Origin of the sequence: Bacillus niameyensis, from assembly GCF_001375535.1 — a bacterium.
In the GTDB taxonomy this organism is placed as follows: Bacteria; Bacillota; Bacilli; order Bacillales; family Bacillaceae_C; genus Lederbergia; species Lederbergia niameyensis.
Map to the genome: position 1 here is coordinate 1,542,867 of NZ_LN831197.1, position 18,190 is coordinate 1,561,056.

General features: G+C 35.9%; 24 protein-coding genes and 1 pseudogene. 9 read left to right on the top strand and 16 right to left on the bottom strand.

Annotated features, from left to right (window positions below; translation table 11 throughout):
* Positions 1-194 precede the first annotated feature (194 nt).
* From BN1243_RS07565 to BN1243_RS07570, 4 genes and pseudogenes are all read right to left on the bottom strand, one after another.
* Positions 195-1,538 (bottom strand): RNA-guided endonuclease TnpB family protein, encoded by a 1,344-nt coding sequence (locus BN1243_RS07565; RefSeq protein ID WP_062105622.1) that lies wholly within the window; start codon positions 1,536-1,538, stop codon positions 195-197.
* Positions 1,539-1,573: 35 nt separating this feature from the next.
* Positions 1,574-1,918: an IS200/IS605 family transposase gene (gene tnpA / locus BN1243_RS21645; protein ID WP_084781848.1), complete on the bottom strand. Its 345-nt coding sequence runs from the start codon at positions 1,916-1,918 to the stop codon at positions 1,574-1,576.
* A gap of 244 nt (positions 1,919-2,162) precedes the next feature.
* A pseudogene (locus tag BN1243_RS23020) lies at positions 2,163-2,237 on the bottom strand (hypothetical protein); the annotation flags it as partial.
* 57 nt (positions 2,238-2,294) lie between these two features.
* Positions 2,295-3,806 carry a LamG-like jellyroll fold domain-containing protein gene (locus BN1243_RS07570; RefSeq protein ID WP_062105624.1) on the bottom strand — a complete coding sequence of 504 codons (1,512 nt, stop codon included), beginning with the start codon at positions 3,804-3,806 and terminating at the stop codon, positions 2,295-2,297.
* A 519-nt stretch (positions 3,807-4,325) separates the two neighbouring features.
* On the opposite strand from BN1243_RS07570, the gene BN1243_RS22030 reads away from it, so the two are divergent.
* Positions 4,326-4,493, top strand: coding sequence for a hypothetical protein (locus BN1243_RS22030; protein ID WP_154669820.1), 168 nt, complete (start codon positions 4,326-4,328; stop codon positions 4,491-4,493).
* A gap of 46 nt (positions 4,494-4,539) precedes the next feature.
* A protein-coding gene (locus tag BN1243_RS07580; RefSeq protein WP_154669821.1) for an IS3 family transposase occupies positions 4,540-5,681 on the top strand; the annotation gives its coding sequence in 2 pieces (ribosomal slippage) (positions 4,540-4,786 and positions 4,786-5,681; 1,143 coding nt in all).
* 616 nt (positions 5,682-6,297) lie between these two features.
* Here BN1243_RS07580 and BN1243_RS07585 read toward each other — a convergent pair.
* The 6 genes from BN1243_RS07585 to BN1243_RS07610 form a co-directional block, all read right to left on the bottom strand.
* Positions 6,298-7,005, bottom strand: coding sequence for a Crp/Fnr family transcriptional regulator (locus tag BN1243_RS07585; RefSeq protein WP_062105630.1), 708 nt, complete (start codon positions 7,003-7,005; stop codon positions 6,298-6,300).
* A 64-nt stretch (positions 7,006-7,069) separates the two neighbouring features.
* Positions 7,070-7,303, bottom strand: coding sequence for a heavy-metal-associated domain-containing protein (locus tag BN1243_RS07590; RefSeq protein ID WP_062105632.1), 234 nt, complete (start codon positions 7,301-7,303; stop codon positions 7,070-7,072).
* Between the two features lie 63 nt (positions 7,304-7,366).
* A complete protein-coding gene (locus tag BN1243_RS07595) occupies positions 7,367-7,666 on the bottom strand; it encodes a hypothetical protein (protein WP_062105634.1) in 300 nt (99 codons plus the stop codon).
* Positions 7,667-7,700: 34 nt separating this feature from the next.
* The gene (locus BN1243_RS07600; RefSeq protein WP_456061824.1) at positions 7,701-7,886 is read right to left on the bottom strand and encodes a heavy-metal-associated domain-containing protein; all 186 of its coding nucleotides are present in this window, start codon (positions 7,884-7,886) and stop codon (positions 7,701-7,703) included.
* Positions 7,873-8,775: an aldo/keto reductase gene (locus BN1243_RS07605; RefSeq protein WP_230200131.1), complete on the bottom strand. Its 903-nt coding sequence runs from the start codon at positions 8,773-8,775 to the stop codon at positions 7,873-7,875. Before BN1243_RS07605 ends, BN1243_RS07600 begins: the two co-directional genes overlap by 14 nt.
* Positions 8,775-9,119 carry a TIGR04076 family protein gene (locus tag BN1243_RS07610; RefSeq protein ID WP_062105637.1) on the bottom strand — a complete coding sequence of 115 codons (345 nt, stop codon included), beginning with the start codon at positions 9,117-9,119 and terminating at the stop codon, positions 8,775-8,777. The genes BN1243_RS07605 and BN1243_RS07610 overlap by 1 nt, the downstream gene beginning before the upstream one ends.
* Before the next feature lie 173 nt (positions 9,120-9,292).
* Between BN1243_RS07610 and BN1243_RS07620 the strand changes: the two genes are divergently transcribed.
* A protein-coding gene (locus tag BN1243_RS07620; RefSeq protein WP_154669821.1) for an IS3 family transposase occupies positions 9,293-10,434 on the top strand; the annotation gives its coding sequence in 2 pieces (ribosomal slippage) (positions 9,293-9,539 and positions 9,539-10,434; 1,143 coding nt in all).
* Positions 10,435-11,050: 616 nt separating this feature from the next.
* On the opposite strand, the gene BN1243_RS07625 is transcribed toward BN1243_RS07620, so the two are convergent.
* The 4 genes from BN1243_RS07625 to BN1243_RS07640 all read right to left on the bottom strand — a co-directional run bounded on the left by BN1243_RS07625 (position 11,051) and on the right by BN1243_RS07640 (position 12,687).
* Positions 11,051-11,758, bottom strand: coding sequence for a Crp/Fnr family transcriptional regulator (locus tag BN1243_RS07625; RefSeq protein WP_062105630.1), 708 nt, complete (start codon positions 11,756-11,758; stop codon positions 11,051-11,053).
* 64 nt (positions 11,759-11,822) lie between these two features.
* Positions 11,823-12,056: a heavy-metal-associated domain-containing protein gene (locus BN1243_RS07630; protein WP_062105632.1), complete on the bottom strand. Its 234-nt coding sequence runs from the start codon at positions 12,054-12,056 to the stop codon at positions 11,823-11,825.
* Positions 12,057-12,119: 63 nt separating this feature from the next.
* On the bottom strand, positions 12,120-12,419 hold the full coding sequence (locus tag BN1243_RS07635; protein WP_062105634.1) for a hypothetical protein: 300 nt from the start codon (positions 12,417-12,419) through the stop codon (positions 12,120-12,122).
* Positions 12,420-12,453: 34 nt separating this feature from the next.
* Positions 12,454-12,687, bottom strand: coding sequence for a heavy-metal-associated domain-containing protein (locus BN1243_RS07640; RefSeq protein ID WP_062105636.1), 234 nt, complete (start codon positions 12,685-12,687; stop codon positions 12,454-12,456).
* Between the two features lie 272 nt (positions 12,688-12,959).
* Between BN1243_RS07640 and BN1243_RS22035 the strand changes: the two genes are divergently transcribed.
* The 3 genes from BN1243_RS22035 (at position 12,960) to BN1243_RS07655 (ending at position 14,864) form a co-directional block, all read left to right on the top strand.
* Positions 12,960-13,127, top strand: a complete 168-nt coding sequence (locus tag BN1243_RS22035) for a hypothetical protein (protein WP_154669820.1) — start codon at positions 12,960-12,962, stop codon at positions 13,125-13,127.
* Positions 13,128-13,173: 46 nt separating this feature from the next.
* Positions 13,174-14,315 (top strand): IS3 family transposase gene (locus BN1243_RS07650; RefSeq protein ID WP_154669822.1). Its coding sequence is split into 2 segments (ribosomal slippage): positions 13,174-13,420 and positions 13,420-14,315, totalling 1,143 coding nucleotides; the frame shifts between segments, so codons are not numbered across the junction.
* A 144-nt stretch (positions 14,316-14,459) separates the two neighbouring features.
* A complete protein-coding gene (locus BN1243_RS07655; RefSeq protein WP_062105643.1) occupies positions 14,460-14,864 on the top strand; it encodes a hypothetical protein in 405 nt (134 codons plus the stop codon).
* Positions 14,865-15,078: 214 nt separating this feature from the next.
* Here BN1243_RS07655 and BN1243_RS07660 read toward each other — a convergent pair whose 3' ends face one another.
* Positions 15,079-15,447: an MmcQ/YjbR family DNA-binding protein gene (locus BN1243_RS07660; RefSeq protein WP_230200132.1), complete on the bottom strand. Its 369-nt coding sequence runs from the start codon at positions 15,445-15,447 to the stop codon at positions 15,079-15,081.
* Positions 15,448-15,994: 547 nt separating this feature from the next.
* Between BN1243_RS07660 and BN1243_RS07665 the strand changes: the two genes are divergently transcribed.
* Genes BN1243_RS07665 through BN1243_RS07675 form a run of 3 tightly spaced genes read left to right on the top strand, consistent with a single transcriptional unit; the run spans position 15,995 to position 17,878 of the window.
* A complete protein-coding gene (locus BN1243_RS07665; RefSeq protein ID WP_062105647.1) occupies positions 15,995-16,366 on the top strand; it encodes a GntR family transcriptional regulator in 372 nt (123 codons plus the stop codon).
* A 14-nt stretch (positions 16,367-16,380) separates the two neighbouring features.
* On the top strand, positions 16,381-17,250 hold the full coding sequence (locus BN1243_RS07670; RefSeq protein WP_230200305.1) for an ABC transporter ATP-binding protein: 870 nt from the start codon (positions 16,381-16,383) through the stop codon (positions 17,248-17,250).
* Positions 17,234-17,878, top strand: a complete 645-nt coding sequence (locus BN1243_RS07675; protein ID WP_062105652.1) for an ABC-2 transporter permease — start codon at positions 17,234-17,236, stop codon at positions 17,876-17,878. Before BN1243_RS07670 ends, BN1243_RS07675 begins: the two co-directional genes overlap by 17 nt.
* Before the next feature lie 45 nt (positions 17,879-17,923).
* Here the strand turns inward: BN1243_RS07675 and BN1243_RS22540 are convergent, their stop codons facing one another.
* Complete coding sequence (locus BN1243_RS22540; RefSeq protein WP_230200133.1) at positions 17,924-18,082, bottom strand: hypothetical protein; 159 nt, start codon at positions 18,080-18,082, stop codon at positions 17,924-17,926.
* Between the last annotated feature and the right edge of the window lie 108 nt (positions 18,083-18,190).

Genomic DNA, 18,190 nt, shown 5'->3' on the forward strand with positions numbered 1-18,190 from the left:
CTGTTTAGCACTCCCCAAACACTGTTTTTGGTTGGTAGTGGTGACGAACGATCGTTTTCCCACTTGCACCACCCTTCCGAAAAAGAGCAGTTCTTCCTCACGGAAGAAGCCCCCACTCAGATATTCTGGCGTGTGCTACAAGCCCCGACAAGTCGAGTACACATGGATGGTTGACGCACCCACTAAGCTATGCGCTAAGCAACAGCCTTACGTTTTTGAACTTTCAATATCACCGGAGTCTTCACTATAAGATTTTCGTCTAATTCCATAACTTCTGATTTTCTTAAAGTATTTAATGCTCCATTAATGTCAGCATGGATGCATTGTCCTGTTTTACTTCGATACAGACCGCGAGTGATCCGTTTGCCGCTGAATGTGTAGTTCGATTTATCCTTTTTTGTCCAAACAGGAATCGTATCCCTATCTAGGAAACTAGCTTTTGATGTATAACTTTCTTCTTGTTCAACAAAACGAACGCCCTCTTTTAAGCATTTATTTTCAATGGCAGAAATTAGCTTATGGAAGGGAATCTGAACAAATTTTTGGTTGTTCTTTTTTCCCATATTGGACTCTTGTTTCCAACCGGCATTATAGCCAATGACAATTGTATCAATGTTTAATTCCTTCACTTTTTTGAACAACAAACCTACGGTTTGTGAAATATAACCATTGATTTGCCTTTCCCGTTTGTTCCAAAGATTAGCTATAGATTTTGTCACAACACGTTTTGAAGTTCCATTTTCAGCATTTTTCTGTTGTAGTTGGCTTATTGTTTTGTTGAAGTATTGGTTGATAGATTTTAGTTTTTTACCATCAATCAAGAACGTATCCCCTGTATTTGTCGCACAGCTTACTAATTGGTCCACACCTAAATCGCAACCTAAAGCATTAGTGGTTGTCGTTGGTTGTTTCTTCATTTGAGAGACCTGCATTTCATACGTGTAATGCGCCTCAAAGAACCGACCTTTTTGCTTAGGTACAATTTGAATGTAGGAAATTTTTTTGCTCAACAAGTTTTTTGGCATACGAATTTTAATAGACCCAAACCGTTTCCTGAATTCAGCATTCATTGGAATCATCCAGTATCCGTCTTTATCAACTTTTGGGACTTGATAGATTTCAATTATATGTTTTTCAGTAGAACGAGAATACTTCGGAAATTTGGGACGACCGGTGAATCTCTCTGGGCTTTCCTTCCATTTCTTCAATGCTTCAAAAAAGCTCTTCACATCTGAATACAAAGTTCTGCGAATGGCTCGAACGGAGTTAGATTGCACTCCCCAATAGTTCACATCCGCTTGCATAGCAGCGTCAATTTCTTTTACGGTCGCAATTTTACCGTTGTTCAAGTAGCTTTGTTTCATCGTATACAATCCAACATTACGTAATGCCTTTGAACTATGTGACATACGTTGAAGCAGACGAAATTCTTTAGCCGTAAGGGTACCACGTCCTATGTTCTGTTTTTGAGTGAAGCGCTGAATGTTTTCGACTTTCTTTTGTTTACGCAATACTTTAATCGGTTTCTTTCTAGTCATTGTGTTCACCGCCTTTCTCAATGAGTCATATAGGATTATTTCATTCCTTGTGACTCAATATATTGACGAATGGTTTCGATAGATGCACCACCTGTTGTTAAAAGACAATAACTTCGAGACCAAAACATCTCTTTCCAAAGATATTGTTTTATCTGCGAAAAATCCTGTTTTACGAACCGAGAACTAACGCTCTTGTAACGGTTAATTGCTTTTGACAAGTCGATATTTGGAACTGAACGAAACAATAGATGAATGTGGTCGCCATCATGGTTCCATTCTTCTACGGTCATGCCTTTTGGTTCAAGCAGTCGTATGAAGTGGTTTTTCAGATAGTCTGAAATCTCATTATTCAGCACTTTTCTGCGGTATTTAGTAACCAAAGCTAAATGGTATTACTATCTAGTTTGGTTATTATATCAATCTACTTCCTTTCTACCATTAATTATACCATTGGACAAAAAATATAACGAATGTTTGTTCGCTAAAGGACGAGAAAAATTATACACAACAAGCAAAAGAGTTCAGCCTATCGGCTAACGGCAATTCACCTCCACCTGAATTGTTGGGCTGCGGCCCGCAACACAAATCAGATGGAGTCTTCTTGCCGAAAGGGATAAAATTCAACAAAGTGGAACCAGGCATAACAGTATTGACAGTCACATTTGTTCCTTTAGTCAGCTCAGCTAAACTGCAAGAGAGTTCAATCTGCTTACTTTCCCATTCGTTATGTTTTTGTATTATTCATTGACAAAAAACTTACTCCTTTAATTGTTCAGTCATTTCATACGTCGGTTTATGAGTTTGAAAATCAACCAAGACTGCCGCATGGTCAGATGGAAAACGCACAGGATGTGTATCGATTTTCCTTGCAGACTGTGGATGAATTTTCGTGCCATGAAGATAAATAAAATCAATACGATCACGGATATAATTGTCTAATTCGGCGACTGGCCAAGTTATGGATGGATCGGAAACTGGATCCGGATGAATTTGCCGATACGCATCTTTATATCCCGCTGCAACTAGTGCATGGGACTGTGGAAACGGAAATACATACCCGTTATGCCTCGACTGAGTTTCTTCGATCCAATCTAAATGGGAACCACTATTGAAATCTCCGCATAATAGAAGTGGCTCTTGATCTGATTTTAAAGCTAATGGCTCCAAGCATTTCATGATTTCCTTCAATTCATTTAACCGCTTCTGCTCACCTTCAAGCAACTCTGCGTAGCTAAGATCTGCCTTCTGATGCATTTCCCCCAAATAATCACTAAGATAATGTAACCATATGGAAAATACATTCACATATAGATCCTTATTGAATCGAACTCGCACTCCACCACAATGGAAAGCTTGATAGTATGGATATGTCTCCAAAATCGGATAACGGCTCATAATGGATATATTCGAACTTCTTAAATAGAAATAATATCCAAGAGCATCCGCAATGATTGGTCCAGAACCATACGTCTCCTGCATCATGATCAAATCCGCACCGCTTTCCTTTATTACTTCAACGGTGCGCTGGACACCGATCTCTGCCCCCATCTCACGTCCACCGTTCCATATATTAAACGTCATCACTTTAAGATTTTGACTTTGCTTTTCCGGTATGGGTTTAAGTTGCTGATGTAGAGAAAAACGCTTACCAATTTCCTTAGCCGTGAGGGCACGGTCATCTATCCATACTTCATCAATCAACCCTGGGAACGCTTCACTATCGCTATCACTTTTCTTTTCTCCACCAATCCAAAGTAGCTCAGCTTGTTGCCAATATTGGTCTGATTTTAAAGAAACGCTATATATTCCTACATTCAATCCATCATAATAAAGACGAATTTCCTGTTGTACTGCAGAATAAGTAAAAGAAAGATAATGCCACTTCCCATCACGAATAGATTGTCGAATAGCTGTGGGTTCATATACATAAGACTCCACTTCCTTTACTTGCCAATACCACGCACCACTAGCCTGAACCCCCATTTTCCACCCTATCTGGCTATCATCAATAACATGAGTAGCTGTGATTACATCATATGAATAATTGCCAAAACCACTTAAAAGTTCTCCCTTGACCCAAACACTAACTGTAAAATCACCTGAATAGTCCTTTAATGGGTTCATCAAAGATGTAGTTGTTCGTATCGGAGCACTAGCACTTAAATCAAGTGCTTGCCCGCTTTTCCCATCTACTTTTCTGTTTTTAGCACACGAGTAATCGATACGCCAACGTGGTCCTTCTAAAAATCTTACATTTTGATTAGTCATTTTACCCCTCCAGCTCAAAATAAACTGTTATCGTTAGTCTTATTTTAGAAAAAATTTCACACGATCGTCGATTATGATTATTGAATTTGCTGCAAACCTGCTTTATATACGTAGGTAAAACAATCTATCAATATATTAACCTCCTGACCATCACTATCGTTTTCTAAGTATCAAGTTTTTCTAAACAATAATAAAATCTATATCTTAGTCATTAGAAAATTTCCAATTAAACAGAAATAACCTTTTATAAAAATAAGACACATCATTTGAAAAACCGTTACGATGCGGACCTTATGAGTCTAATGCCAATTAACTTGGAATTCTATTGGCTCACGATCAAATCTTTCCCGCTCATAAGTTCCAACCACTCTTTTCTTTTTTACCTACTAATTCGGTGAAAATTCTTTAAGTCCTTCTATAACTAGGAATAACTGCATAAGTAGTTCCAACGCTTATCCAACCGTGTATGACTTTTTAATGCACTAGAAGTTGAATACGGCTAACAGGAGTGACATATGAATGAGGTATGCAATTAAAAGAACAAAGGTGGCTCAAATGAAAAAGATACTTATTGTATTGTTAGTAGGTTTCAGTTTATTGCTCATTTCAGGTTGCACTAATAAAGAGTCAGAACCTTTTAATGAAGAAAATGTACGATTGGATAGGTTACACTTAGTTGGACAATAAAAATAAGGGCGAGTAGAATAGTAACAATAAGTGAGGAGAATCTACCGTGCCTAAAAAAAGACGTACCTTTTCAACCGAGTTTAAAAAACAAGTGGTGGCATTGTATGAAAGTGGAAAAAGCCGCCAATCAATTGTAAGTGAATATGAGTTGACTGCCTCAGCATTAGACAGATGGATTGCTCAATTCCAACAGTCCGGATCTTTTCAAGCAAAAGATAATCGAACTCCAGAGGAACAAGAATTAATTGAATTAAGAAAGAGAAATAAGCAGTTAGAAATGGAAGTCGATATTTTAAAGCAAGCCGCGCTGATCATGGGACGAAAATAGAAGTGATAAAAAGAAACAGTCACAAATATTCGGTATCAGCAATGTGCAAAGTCCTACAAATCTCTCGTAGTACCTTTTACTACGATACAAAAATAGCAGCTCAAAAGGAACAAGAAAGAATTGCAGAAGAACAAGAATTAAAAGAGAAAATCCTAGAGATTTTTAACAACAACCGTCAGGTATATGGTACTCGAAAAATTAAAAAGGGCCTGGCTAAATCGGGTTTAACAGTCTCTAGACGCCGAATTGGCCGATTAATGGATGAGCTTGGAATCCAGTCTAAATATGCACAACCATCATATAAGCCAATGACATCACCGCCAAATGAAGAGGCTGTTCGAAACGTGCTAAATCGTGAATTTCAAGTCGATAAAGGAATGACCGTTTTAGTTAGTGATTTAACGTATGTGAAAGTAGGAAGCGAATGGAATTACGTTTGTTTTTTACTAGATTTATATAATCGAGAAATAGTTGGTTATAGCGCTGGAAAGCGTAAAGACGCAGCTCTAGTTCAACGTGCCTTCGAATCTATCAAGCAACCATTAGGGAAAATAAAAATGTTTCATACCGATCGAGGATCTGAGTTTAAGAACGTTGGAATCGATGAGTTATTAAGTAAATTTCAGATTAAACGATCTCTAAGTGATAAAGGAAATCCCTATGACAATGCGGTGGCAGAAGCTACATTTAAGATATTAAAAACTGAATTAATTAACGGAAGGCATTTTCAAACCCTTGAACAACTAGCTCTTGAACTTTTCGATTATGTAAATTGGTACAACAATATCCGTATGCACAGTTCACTTGGCTATTTAAGTCCAGTAGAGTATAGAATTTCGTCCCTTAAAAAAGTTGTTTGATTTAGTGTTGACATACCAAACTACTGGATTCATTATTTATCTCTTCCTCTCTCAAATTACTTACCAGTAACCCCTATTCCATCTTGAAGTATCATAGCTTCGCTTGTTATACGAGATCTAGGTCCCAACCAGCCCCAAACATGTTTCTACAAGTAGGGGGCGGACAGTTTAGTTGACGGGATCAATGCCCCAAGCACCCGTACGTCCTACCCTGGCTACTGATATAATAGATTCTATTTAAAAAAGGTCAACCAGTAAAAACTGGTTAACCTTATAATACGAAAGCACCCGTTACTTTAAATACACTAATTCACAATCCAAATTATAATTTTAACATAAATTGTCAATCCCTTAGCTATTTATCAGAGGAATTAGCTAAGTTATTAGGGAGTGTTTTGCTAAATAATGCAGTTGACACAATTTTATATCTTCTTGGCAAAATAAGTGCCAAATAAGGAGCCATTTTTCTTTCTTTTTTGTAGATAAACATTGTTAAACCAACAAAAATTAGCAATCATTTTTTATGCTAATTGGATTGCTAAAAGGTTTGTTATTTTATGTTTTGTACTATTAAACTTAACCCGTTAGTATGATGGCACGCTACTCTTGCTTATATTTATTCAGTATGAAGTAACAATTGATCTAAATCCATTATTTTAATTTTCTTTTTCGGTAACTGTTTAATCAATCCAAGTTCTTCTAGAGTAGTAAATTTACGGCTGATTGTTTCTGGTGTGGTACCAAGATACGAGGCTAAATCCTTTTTGGACATTGGTAAGATAATCGTTGGACTATTGCCACTTCCCTTTTCAACATTCTCAGCTAAAAAGGATATAATGCGGGTTTCTACATTTTCAATCGCTACTTGTGTGGTTTGTTTTTCAGAATCCTTCAATCGTATCGTTACTTCTGATAGTATTTTTAATGAGATCTGCGGATATTCCACCAAATACTTCTGTAATTCCTCTCGTTTAATTAAACAAATGGATGTATTTTGTAATGCTTCCGCATAATTTTCATGAATACTTCCAGGTTGGAAAATGGCAACTTCACCTGTAAAATCACCGGGATTTAAAATGCGAACAAGTTGTTCTTTTCCAGAATCCGATAAGCGGTAAATCCGAGCCTTACCTGAATTGATAATATATAAGGTATCATCTTCCTCATCTGCACGGAATAACATTTCCCCTTTTTGCAGATGAAGTGTCTTGGCAGATTCCGCAATCAAATCCATTTGTGAGTCTTCCAGATGGTTGAAGATGGGAACGATACGAATACATTCTGCATGTCCATGTTGGTGATGACAACATTGGTTTTGTTCCAAAATAACCTCTCCTTTTTATAAAAAGCCTAAGAGGGCATCTTAGGCTTCCTTTCTATTCACTCGATTAAGCAGGTTTTACCTTTGATTTGACAACAGGATATCCTAAGTCTTCAATTGTCTTTTCGATATCGTTAATAGCAACTGCTTCTGAATCAAAATCTACTTTTACTTTACTAGCATTGAACATTACTTTCAAGCTATCTTGATTCACACCGTTTATTCCTTTCACCGCATTTTCAATCTTTTGGAGACAAGATGGGCAAGATAAGGTTTCTAATTGAATCGTTGCTTTTTGCATAAATCATTTCCCCCTTCATTTTTTAACGACCGTAACCAATTTATTCTTTTGTTTTGAGTTACTTTAATCCTGATATGCTTTATCTACTTCTGATAGCATCTCGAATGTGCCTGCATACGTTTCACATACATCTCCAGGAATGGTGTAGTTGTCTGTGATTTTTCGTAATTGAGCAAATTCAGCATCTAAGTCAGGTTTGTTCGTACCAGCGTCTTTTACTTTTCCACTAATTGTTTTAAACAATTCACGTACTTCAAAGGCTTCTGGGTGATTCTTACCATGGGCCCGTGTTATTGCAGTGGTGTATAAATCCAGTTTTTCAAAATGGTTGTTTACTACTTCGTAAAATGTTTGTTCAGACATTATTCGTCCCCTCTTTCTTGTGACTTTTTGATTCTTAGGAAGATTTTACTTTTGATTTGACGACTGGATATCCTAAGTCTTCAATGGCCTTTTCGATATCGGTAATAGCGACTGAATCTGAATCAAAATCAAATCTAACTTTGCTTGCGTTAAATAGTATTTTTACGCTATCTTGATCGATCCCATTTAATCCTTTGACGGCATTCTCAATTTTTTGCATACATGATGGACAAGATAAGGTTTCTAATTGAATCACTGCTTTTCGCATGAATTATTCTCCTTCCCTTTTTGAAGGTTGGTTTCATCTCTTCCTCCTTACAATTCAAGTATAGCTTNNTTCTTTGCAGGATTAACAATAATTCCTGATAGCCATCCCAACCCAAGGTATCCTCAATCACTTGGAGATATTTAACATGTGAGCGTGTTTCAGGTTGTATCGATGGTTGACCATTCCATTTTTCCGCTATCAAACCTCCCGATAATGTACCATAGCACAGCAGGGAAATTCCTTTGCTTGTACAATAATCGATTAATTTCTTTTCTGGGCGTCGATCAAAAACCGAATATTGATTTTGACAAGATACAATAGGGATACCGGCATCAACGAGCTCGCTCAAATGCTTCGTATCAAAGTTTGTAACGGCGATATTACGGATTTTTCCTTTTTCTTTAAGTTTCAGCAGGTCTCCCGCCGTCTCAACATAGCCGGGCACATTGTAATCCCACCAATGAAACTGCACAAGATCTAATACATCTCGTTTTTGACGTTTAAGGCTTCTGTCGATTATTTTTTCTGTATAGTTGTAATCAACCTCACTAAGCAAATTGATATCCGGTACATACTTAGTATGAACTTGAATATCGTGTGGCGAAAGGGTGCTTCCGTGCTTCAGTTCCGTTAAAAATTCACCGAGTAATTCTTCAGTTCCTGTATAAATATCTGCACAATCAAATGTCGTAAATCCCCTTTCTGCAAGCATATAGAAAGCATTCTTGACATCTTTCATGTCTAATTTTGTTTTTATGCTATGGCCTTCTGATAGCTGCCAACACCCGTTGATCACTCTACTGATCGTATAATCTTTTGCTAATTCGAATCGTTCCGCCATTATTGTTGATCTCCTTTATGTATGAGTTCTATTGTGCATTCAGCATGACTAAATTCTTGAGTCCCAGTACGGGTTATTTTAAACTTGGCTCCACAGTTTGGATCCGGGCAGGCAATTAGGCTATCAGACAACATCCAGTCATTAGCGTGTAATGGCCGCTGCTTGGCAGGCAACAATGGCAAAATAGCACTTAAAGCATACATGGAAAATGAATTAGCTTCTGGGAAGATAAGGTCTTCTCCAACAACTAGAAAATAGTCACCTTCCTTATGCCTGCATACCATTGGTTGATCTGTAGCAACAACCTCTACCTTTAAGTTATACAGTGTAAATTTATCATCCACGGCACGTCCTCCTTTCCTCACTTGCAGAAGTTTAGGTTCCTAAAAAAAAAAGCCTGTCCTTTCTTAATTATACCACCTTTTTATTGATTATCTTAGTATGGATAGGTTACACTTAGTTGGACAATAAAAATAAGGGCGAGTAGAATAGTAACAATAAGTGAGGAGAATCTACCGTGCCTAAAAAAAGACGTACCTTTTCAACCGAGTTTAAAAAACAAGTGGTGGCATTGTATGAAAGTGGAAAAAGCCGCCAATCAATTGTAAGTGAATATGAGTTGACTGCCTCAGCATTAGACAGATGGATTGCTCAATTCCAACAGTCCGGATCTTTTCAAGCAAAAGATAATCGAACTCCAGAGGAACAAGAATTAATTGAATTAAGAAAGAGAAATAAGCAGTTAGAAATGGAAGTCGATATTTTAAAGCAAGCCGCGCTGATCATGGGACGAAAATAGAAGTGATAAAAAGAAACAGTCACAAATATTCGGTATCAGCAATGTGCAAAGTCCTACAAATCTCTCGTAGTACCTTTTACTACGATACAAAAATAGCAGCTCAAAAGGAACAAGAAAGAATTGCAGAAGAACAAGAATTAAAAGAGAAAATCCTAGAGATTTTTAACAACAACCGTCAGGTATATGGTACTCGAAAAATTAAAAAGGGCCTGGCTAAATCGGGTTTAACAGTCTCTAGACGCCGAATTGGCCGATTAATGGATGAGCTTGGAATCCAGTCTAAATATGCACAACCATCATATAAGCCAATGACATCACCGCCAAATGAAGAGGCTGTTCGAAACGTGCTAAATCGTGAATTTCAAGTCGATAAAGGAATGACCGTTTTAGTTAGTGATTTAACGTATGTGAAAGTAGGAAGCGAATGGAATTACGTTTGTTTTTTACTAGATTTATATAATCGAGAAATAGTTGGTTATAGCGCTGGAAAGCGTAAAGACGCAGCTCTAGTTCAACGTGCCTTCGAATCTATCAAGCAACCATTAGGGAAAATAAAAATGTTTCATACCGATCGAGGATCTGAGTTTAAGAACGTTGGAATCGATGAGTTATTAAGTAAATTTCAGATTAAACGATCTCTAAGTGATAAAGGAAATCCCTATGACAATGCGGTGGCAGAAGCTACATTTAAGATATTAAAAACTGAATTAATTAACGGAAGGCATTTTCAAACCCTTGAACAACTAGCTCTTGAACTTTTCGATTATGTAAATTGGTACAACAATATCCGTATGCACAGTTCACTTGGCTATTTAAGTCCAGTAGAGTATAGAATTTCGTCCCTTAAAAAAGTTGTTTGATTTAGTGTTGACATACCAAACTACTGGATTCATTATTTATCTCTTCCTCTCTCAAATTACTTACCAGTAACCCCTATTCCATCTTGAAGTATCATAGCTTCGCTTGTTATACGAGATCTAGGTCCCAACCAGCCCCAAACATGTTTCTACAAGTAGGGGGCGGACAGTTTAGTTGACGGGATCAATGCCCCAAGCACCCGTACGTCCTACCCTGGCTACTGATATAATAGATTCTATTTAAAAAAGGTCAACCAGTAAAAACTGGTTAACCTTATAATACGAAAGCACCCGTTACTTTAAATACACTAATTCACAATCCAAATTATAATTTTAACATAAATTGTCAATCCCTTAGCTATTTATCAGAGGAATTAGCTAAGTTATTAGGGAGTGTTTTGCTAAATAATGCAGTTGACACAATTTTATATCTTCTTGGCAAAATAAGTGCCAAATAAGGAGCCATTTTTCTTTCTTTTTTGTAGATAAACATTGTTAAACCAACAAAAATTAGCAATCATTTTTTATGCTAATTGGATTGCTAAAAGGTTTGTTATTTTATGTTTTGTACTATTAAACTTAACCCGTTAGTATGATGGCACGCTACTCTTGCTTATATTTATTCAGTATGAAGTAACAATTGATCTAAATCCATTATTTTAATTTTCTTTTTCGGTAACTGTTTAATCAATCCAAGTTCTTCTAGAGTAGTAAATTTACGGCTGATTGTTTCTGGTGTGGTACCAAGATACGAGGCTAAATCCTTTTTGGACATTGGTAAGATAATCGTTGGACTATTGCCACTTCCCTTTTCAACATTCTCAGCTAAAAAGGATATAATGCGGGTTTCTACATTTTCAATCGCTACTTGTGTGGTTTGTTTTTCAGAATCCTTCAATCGTATCGTTACTTCTGATAGTATTTTTAATGAGATCTGCGGATATTCCACCAAATACTTCTGTAATTCCTCTCGTTTAATTAAACAAATGGATGTATTTTGTAATGCTTCCGCATAATTTTCATGAATACTTCCAGGTTGGAAAATGGCAACTTCACCTGTAAAATCACCGGGATTTAAAATGCGAACAAGTTGTTCTTTTCCAGAATCCGATAAGCGGTAAATCCGAGCCTTACCTGAATTGATAATATATAAGGTATCATCTTCCTCATCTGCACGGAATAACATTTCCCCTTTTTGCAGATGAAGTGTCTTGGCAGATTCCGCAATCAAATCCATTTGTGAGTCTTCCAGATGGTTGAAGATGGGAACGATACGAATACATTCTGCATGTCCATGTTGGTGATGACAACATTGGTTTTGTTCCAAAATAACCTCTCCTTTTTATAAAAAGCCTAAGAGGGCATCTTAGGCTTCCTTTCTATTCACTCGATTAAGCAGGTTTTACCTTTGATTTGACAACAGGATATCCTAAGTCTTCAATTGTCTTTTCGATATCGTTAATAGCAACTGCTTCTGAATCAAAATCTACTTTTACTTTACTAGCATTGAACATTACTTTCAAGCTATCTTGATTCACACCGTTTATTCCTTTCACCGCATTTTCAATCTTTTGGAGACAAGATGGGCAAGATAAGGTTTCTAATTGAATCGTTGCTTTTTGCATAAATCATTTCCCCCTTCATTTTTTAACGACCGTAACCAATTTATTCTTTTGTTTTGAGTTACTTTAATCCTGATATGCTTTATCTACTTCTGATAGCATCTCGAATGTGCCTGCATACGTTTCACATACATCTCCAGGAATGGTGTAGTTGTCTGTGATTTTTCGTAATTGAGCAAATTCAGCATCTAAGTCAGGTTTGTTCGTACCAGCGTCTTTTACTTTTCCACTAATTGTTTTAAACAATTCACGTACTTCAAAGGCTTCTGGGTGATTCTTACCATGGGCCCGTGTTATTGCAGTGGTGTATAAATCCAGTTTTTCAAAATGGTTGTTTACTACTTCGTAAAATGTTTGTTCAGACATTATTCGTCCCCTCTTTCTTGTGACTTTTTGATTCTTAGGAAGATTTTACTTTTGATTTGACGACTGGATATCCTAAGTCTTCAATGGCCTTTTCGATATCGGTAATAGCGACTGAATCTGAATCAAAATCAAATCTAACTTTGCTTGCGTTAAATAGTATTTTTACGCTATCTTGATCGATCCCATTTAATCCTTTGACGGCATTCTCAATTTTTTGCATACATGATGGACAAGATAAGGTTTCTAATTGAATCACTGCTTTTCGCATGAATTATTCTCCTTCCCTTTTTGAAGGTTGGTTTCATCTCTTCCTCCTTACAATTCAAGTATAGCTTNTGGAATTCTATTGGCTCACGATCAAATCTTTCCCGCTCATAAGTTCCAACCACTCTTTTCTTTTTTACCTACTAATTCGGTGAAAATTCTTTAAGTCCTTCTATAACTAGGAATAACTGCATAAGTAGTTCCAACGCTTATCCAACCGTGTATGACTTTTTAATGCACTAGAAGTTGAATACGGCTAACAGGAGTGACATATGAATGAGGTATGCAATTAAAAGAACAAAGGTGGCTCAAATGAAAAAGATACTTATTGTATTGTTAGTAGGTTTCAGTTTATTGCTCATTTCAGGTTGCACTAATAAAGAGTCAGAACCTTTTAATGAAGAAAATGTACGATTGGATAGGTTACACTTAGTTGGACAATAAAAATAAGGGCGAGTAGAATAGTAACAATAAGTGAGGAGAATCTACCGTGCCTAAAAAAAGACGTACCTTTTCAACCGAGTTTAAAAAACAAGTGGTGGCATTGTATGAAAGTGGAAAAAGCCGCCAATCAATTGTAAGTGAATATGAGTTGACTGCCTCAGCATTAGACAGATGGATTGCTCAATTCCAACAGTCCGGATCTTTTCAAGCAAAAGATAATCGAACTCCAGAGGAACAAGAATTAATTGAATTAAGAAAGAGAAATAAGCAGTTAGAAATGGAAGTCGATATTTTAAAGCAAGCCGCGCTGATCATGGGACGAAAATAGAAGTGATAAAAAGAAACAGTCACAAATATTCGGTATCAGCAATGTGCAAAGTCCTACAAATCTCTCGTAGTACCTTTTACTACGATACAAAAATAGCAGCTCAAAAGGAACAAGAAAGAATTGCAGAAGAACAAGAATTAAAAGAGAAAATCCTAGAGATTTTTAACAACAACCGTCAGGTATATGGTACTCGAAAAATTAAAAAGGGCCTGGCTAAATCGGGTTTAACAGTCTCTAGACGCCGAATTGGCCGATTAATGGATGAGCTTGGAATCCAGTCTAAATATGCACAACCATCATATAAGCCAATGACATCACCGCCAAATGAAGAGGCTGTTCGAATCGTGCTAAATCGTGAATTTCAAGTCGATAAAGAAATGACCGTTTTAGTTAGTGATTTAACGTATGTGAAAGTAGGAAGCGAATGGAATTACGTTTGTTTTTTACTAGATTTATATAATCGAGAAATAGTTGGTTATAGCGCTGGAAAGCGTAAAGACGCAGCTCTAGTTCAACGTGCCTTCGAATCTATCAAGCAACCATTAGGGAAAATAAAAATGTTTCATACCGATCGAGGATCTGAGTTTAAGAACGTTGGAATCGATGAGTTATTAAGTAAATTTCAGATTAAACGATCTCTAAGTGATAAAGGAAATCCCTATGACAATGCGGTGGCAGAAGCTACATTTAAGATATTAAAAACTGAATTAATTAACGGAAGGCATTTTCAAACCCTTGAACAACTAGCTCTTGAACTTTTCGATTATGTAAATTGGTACAACAATATCCGTATGCACAGTTCACTTGGCTATTTAAGTCCAGTAGAGTATAGAATTTCGTCCCTTAAAAAAGTTGTTTGATTTAGTGTTGACATACCACGATTAACTAATGAGATTTTAGAGTTAGAGAAACTTATATCAGAAAAGGATAAGGAAATAAACGACCTGAAAATGGTTAATTCAGATGAGACTACTAAATTGAGGGATTTAAGAGAGAGTCTGGATATGGTTAGATTTTCATCCTACGCCAGATTAGATGATTATAATGACACCTTTGATAATTTAGAATTTATTTATAAGATACATTCTGATTATGTCATTAAAGATGATTGGTATGTGATCAATGACGAGTATTTTCAAATTGAGTTATTAGATTATGAAAATGCTAAGAAAGTAGATTTCTATAGCTTAAGATTGGAGTCAGACATAGGTCCAATCTTAGTTTTTAGTGAAACAAATCCTTCAGATGGATGGACATATACAAATGAAAATATTGGAGAAATCATAAATAAACAGATGCCATCTTTTAAAGGGATTTACTATGAGCCATACTTTTTAATATATACTGAAGTGACACTAGAGGATGGAAATCGCTTACGAACATCAAAACTACCGATTTATTACAAGTAGAATCACTCAGTTCCTCCAGATAATATATTCGGGCCTCATCCGCCAGCCTATCACGATTGAGTTTCTCCATCTGTACCTAAGTTAGGGAATCCATGTGCTCGTTCAGACGTTGTATACTGTGATAAAAAACTGCACCTGATTTGTAAGATTGTGTCTAACAAATCGGGTGCAGTTCATTTACAGTTTTTAATCCAACATAAATCTTGGTCCATTATCACATCTCACTTCGCTGTTCAATCCATTCCTTAACTAAGCTCTTCGGGGCTGCACGTAAATAAGCTTCTTGAATCAATTCGGTCAATTCCTCCCAGTCTCCATCATTCGGAGTTTGTATTAAAACCCAACCATGATGTCCTATATAAGGAGTTTTGAAAAACTGCTTTTTCTGAAGCAAAAGCTCTTGAATTTCTCGATTAGATTTAAATGACAAGCCGGATCTTTCAGTAAGTTTTACAAAAGATTTTCCGCAAATTTGGAAGGTTGTGTGTCCAAAACCATCTATATGTTCAACGACTTCGGGCAGTGAAAGGCAGATCTTGCACGCATTTCCGAGCAGGACTTGCAACTTTTCTTGTGATTTCACAATTTATTCACCTGGAGCTTATTAGAAATCATGTATCGCCTTATAAATAGCACATTGCGCCAGACACCCCATTTTTGTGAGTTGTCTGGCGCATAATTCACAGACTTGCTATGCCACTGGACTAATTACATTACTTTTTCAAATTAGACTGAAAGTTGCTATTGCCACCATCAAATCTAGTTTCTTAGCTAAATTTTGCTATCCATCAAACAAACTTCTGTTTTCTAACATCGCTCTATACAATTTCCGTACCTAAGCATTACAATCATTCTTTTAGTTACAGCATTCCCCGGCGTTCCTTGTTAATCCAAGATTTCGTTCTTCTTGAACTAACTTACTTAACAAGAATATTAATTGCCCCTTCCCCTCAAACTCTCGAATCGTTTGTAATAATTGACTATCTTTTCGAGACAAGATTCCTTCTACAAATCCTTTAAAAAGTTCTTCACCAAAACACCTGATTTACAAGTTCAACAACCAATTTGACACAATTAGGCAACCTGTATATACTGTATATATACAGATATAACGATTGGAGAAGTACATTGTGAATATTATCATTTCTAATTCTTCTGATAGCCCTATTTATTTACAAATAATTAATCAAATAAAAGCCCAAATCCTTAGTGGAGCCTTAAAAGAAATGGATCCGTTGCCATCAATTAGGATTCTTTCTAAGGAATTGGAAATTAGCGTCATCACTACAAAACGAGCTTATGACGAGTTAGAAAAGGATGACTTTATTATCACCGTTGCTGGTAAAGGCTCCTATGTCGCTCCTATCAATACCGAAATACTTCGTGAAAATAAAATAAGATTAATTGAAGGTAAGCTCAATGAAGCAATATCTGAGGCAAAATTAATTGGTATGCCGCTAGAAGAATTAAATGAAATAATGAAACTACTATACGAGGAGTGAACATAGTGGACAAAATCTTAGAGTTAGTGAATATATCTAAGCAATACAATGGATTTTCATTAAAGAATATTAACATGTCATTGGACAGAGGCTATGTTATGGGGTTTATCGGACCAAATGGTGCAGGTAAAAGCACTACTATTAAACTCATTATGAACCTAATTCGAAAAGATAATGGACAAATCAAAGTTTTTGGATTAGATCATGAAAAAGAAGAAATAAAAGTTAAGGAAAGAATCGGTTTTGTTTATGATGAAAATCATTTCTATGAAGAACTAACAGTGCAAGAAATGAAAAACATAATCCGCCCATTTTATAAAAGATGGGATGAACAGATGTTTATAAAATATGCAAAAGAATTTAATCTACCATTAAAAAAGCAAATTAAACATTTATCAAAAGGAATGAAGATGAAATTTTCCTTGGCAATAGCCTTGTCTCATCATGCTGAACTTCTCATTATGGATGAACCCACTTCTGGTCTTGACCCGCTCGTCAGAAGTGAACTACTTGGGATATTACGTACATTGTTGGAAGATGAAAATAAAGCTGTTTTCTTTTCAACACATATTACATCTGATTTGGAGAAAATTGCGGACTTTATCACAATTATCAATAATGGAGAAATCATTCTAAGTAAACCAAAAGATGACCTCTTGGATCATTACTGTATTGTAAAAGGTAGCAAAGAGTTTCTAAAGAATGAAAGAGATGTCTCTTTTATTGGAGTTGAGGAAAATAAGTTTGGATTTAAAGCTTTACATAATAATAGAACAGAACTAGTAAAATATTTTGGTAAGTCAGTTGTTATTGAGAAAGCAACATTAGAGGATATTCTATTATTTTCCACGAAAGGTAGTGGGGATTATGTATCATCTCATTAAAAAGGATCTCTTGGTACAAAAGAAATCATTTATTTTATCGATTCTACTAATTCTATTTTTCTCTTTATATCTTTTTAAAATGGGACCTGCTGGATTATCACTAAGTGTATTTGCTGTAACATACATGCTTACTTTAGGAGCAAGTGCAATAGAGGAAAAAAATAATAGTGACAAAATGTTAATCAGCCTACCTATTAGAAAAAGTTCAATTGTACTGTCAAAGTACCTTTCTGTTTTTGTCTTTGCTGCCTATGTTATCCTATTAAACTTAATCATCCATGTTCTCGTTGACCTTATTAAGTTGCCACTTAACCCAATTTCTTTTACTACCGGAGGAATTTTAGGTTCTGTAATTGCACCAGTATTGTTTTGTTCGATTTCTCTACCGCTAATTTTCAAGTTAGGTTATTTGAAATCCAAAATGATCAATTTAATCCTGTTTTTTACAATAGTTTTCGGCGGAACAACGTTGATCGATAAAATCTACAAAGAAAAACCAGAGTTAGGAAATTTCTTATTAAACAGTTCTTCCACTGAGTTAACATTGGTTGTTCTGCTACTATCGTTCTTGATATTTACCTTTTCATATTTTTTATCTTTGCACTTTTATAAAAAGAGAGAGTTTTAACAAAATAGTTCTTAAAAAGGCCTTTTTAAAAAAATGGTCTTTTTATTATGATAAAAACAAATTCTCAATTAATGCCGATAGTCGAATACTCTCTATATCCATATTAATTTCCCCATGTACCATTTCTTGAATTACCCATATCTCTATCATAGATTTCGCTAATCCATAAGTACCCTTAGTGCGCTTTTTGTGATTATTATTCAAGCTTACAAGCAAACCCGCTGCTTTACTCCAATAAAAATAATAGGATTTCCACCGTAAAGAAATACCCCTCGTTAGTAAAAATCGTCACTACTAAATATAGAAATGGTA